This is a genomic window from Pseudoalteromonas sp. Of11M-6, from assembly GCF_022347905.1.
Taxonomy (GTDB): domain Bacteria; phylum Pseudomonadota; class Gammaproteobacteria; order Enterobacterales; family Alteromonadaceae; genus Pseudoalteromonas.
In genome coordinates, this window is sequence record NZ_JAKRFW010000115.1 from 1 (window position 1) to 1,674 (window position 1,674).

Genomic DNA, 1,674 nt, shown 5'->3' on the forward strand with positions numbered 1-1,674 from the left:
AATGGCACTTTTAATGCTTGAGCGGGTCATTAGCTCAGTTGGTAGAGCAGTGGACTTTTAATCCATTGGTCGATGGTTCGAGTCCATCATGACCCACCATCCTCTTATTCTTCATATATTATTCAAAATACTTTCTTAAACTCGCCATTTAGAGCTAAACATTCGCTAGGATTACCCCTGTATTTTTCGTATAATTCCACCTAATTATGCAATGTGGACTAGTGGTCGAGAAATGAGTCTAGCTGAACGTATTATGCCGGAAGATTATATCTTCCCTCCAAAACCTGCCCCTCTTACCGTTGAAGAAAAAGCAGAGTATAAAGCGCGTATCAAAGCGCTATTAGTTGAAAAGAATGCGGTACTGGTTGCCCACTATTATACTGATCCTGAGATCCAAGCACTTGCTGAAGAAACTGGCGGCTGTGTTGCTGATTCATTAGAAATGGCACGCTTTGGCGCTAAGCAAGAAGACAAAGACATGATCATCGTAGCCGGCGTGCGCTTTATGGGCGAAACGGCAAAAATATTGACACCGCACAAAACCGTTGTGATGCCAACACTCGAAGCAACTTGCTCGTTGGATGTAGGTTGCCCTATCGACGAGTTTTCTGCGTTTTGCGATCAACACCCAGACAGAAAAGTGGTGGTATACGCCAATACTTCAACTGCGGTAAAAGCAAGAGCGGATTGGATTGTCACCTCTTCTTGCGCGCTTGAGATTGTTGAGCACCTTGATGAGCAAGGCGAAAAAATCATCTGGGGTCCGGATAAGCACTTAGGTTCTTATATTCAAAAGAAAACGGGTGCAGATATGATCATGTGGAACGGTGCATGTATCGTTCATGATGAATTTAAAACCAAAGCCCTTAAAGACATGAAACAGCTGCATCCTGACGCAGCAGTACTGGTTCACCCTGAATCTCCTGCAGAAATCGTAGACTTAGCGGATGCAGTAGGCTCAACGAGTCAGTTAATTAAAGCTGCGCAAGAAATGGATAATCAGAAGTTTATCGTTGCTACCGATCGCGGTATCTTCTATAAAATGCAGCAACTTTGCCCTGAGAAAGAGTTCTTCGAAGCACCTACCGCTGGTGAAGGCGCTACATGTCGTAGCTGTGCCCATTGCCCTTGGATGGCAATGAACGGCCTACAGGCAATTGAAGAAGCGCTTATCAGCCCACAAGGCAAAGAAGTCTTCGTTGATATGGAATTGCGTGAAGGCGCACTACGTTCGCTTAATCGCATGCTAGATTTTTCTGCATCTTTGCAGAAATAGTAGGATTAATAGACAAATAAATCCTAAAAGCAAAAAACTGCTTGATAAAGTGCGAGGCTTTTCATAGTATTAGCCCCGCAATTCAGTGCGGAGAGATGGCTGAGTGGCTTAAGGCGCACGACTGGAACTCGTGTATACGTTTATAGCGTATCGAGGGTTCGACTCCCTCTCTCTCCGCCATTTTTTCCTCTTTAAAATCAATCTTCTATCATGCCCGCTTATTATTCTGGGGACATTTTGGGGCTATGAAAACCCTAAACTTCGTTTTTATTTTCTAAATAACCTGAGGTTTGGATAACGAATGTTCCAACTCATTGTTGCTAAAGCACAACTTAGTTTTTTCCTTGTCTAGCCAGCAAGATTTAGGGAAAACAAGGCGAATTTACGCACCAATAGCT

General features: G+C 43.7%; 1 protein-coding gene and 2 tRNA genes. All 3 read left to right on the forward strand.

Features of this window, described 5'->3' with window-relative positions:
- Nucleotides 1–23 precede the first annotated feature (23 nt).
- The 3 genes from MHN32_RS23520 to MHN32_RS23530 all read left to right on the forward strand — a co-directional run bounded on the left by MHN32_RS23520 (nucleotide 24) and on the right by MHN32_RS23530 (nucleotide 1,456).
- A tRNA-Lys gene (locus tag MHN32_RS23520) sits at nucleotides 24–99 on the forward strand.
- A gap of 133 nt (nucleotides 100–232) precedes the next feature.
- Nucleotides 233–1,276 (forward strand): quinolinate synthase NadA, encoded by a 1,044-nt coding sequence (nadA, locus tag MHN32_RS23525; RefSeq protein ID WP_026000839.1) that lies wholly within the window; start codon nucleotides 233–235, stop codon nucleotides 1,274–1,276.
- Nucleotides 1,277–1,365: 89 nt separating this feature from the next.
- Nucleotides 1,366–1,456, forward strand: a tRNA-Ser gene (locus MHN32_RS23530).
- The last annotated feature ends 218 nt before the right edge of the window (nucleotides 1,457–1,674 follow it).

Bases quoted from the DNA above. Each gene is read 5' to 3' on its own strand.
- nadA (WP_026000839.1), top strand. From the start codon at position 233: ATGAGTCTAGCTGAACGTATTATGCCGGAAGATTATATCTTCCCTCCA.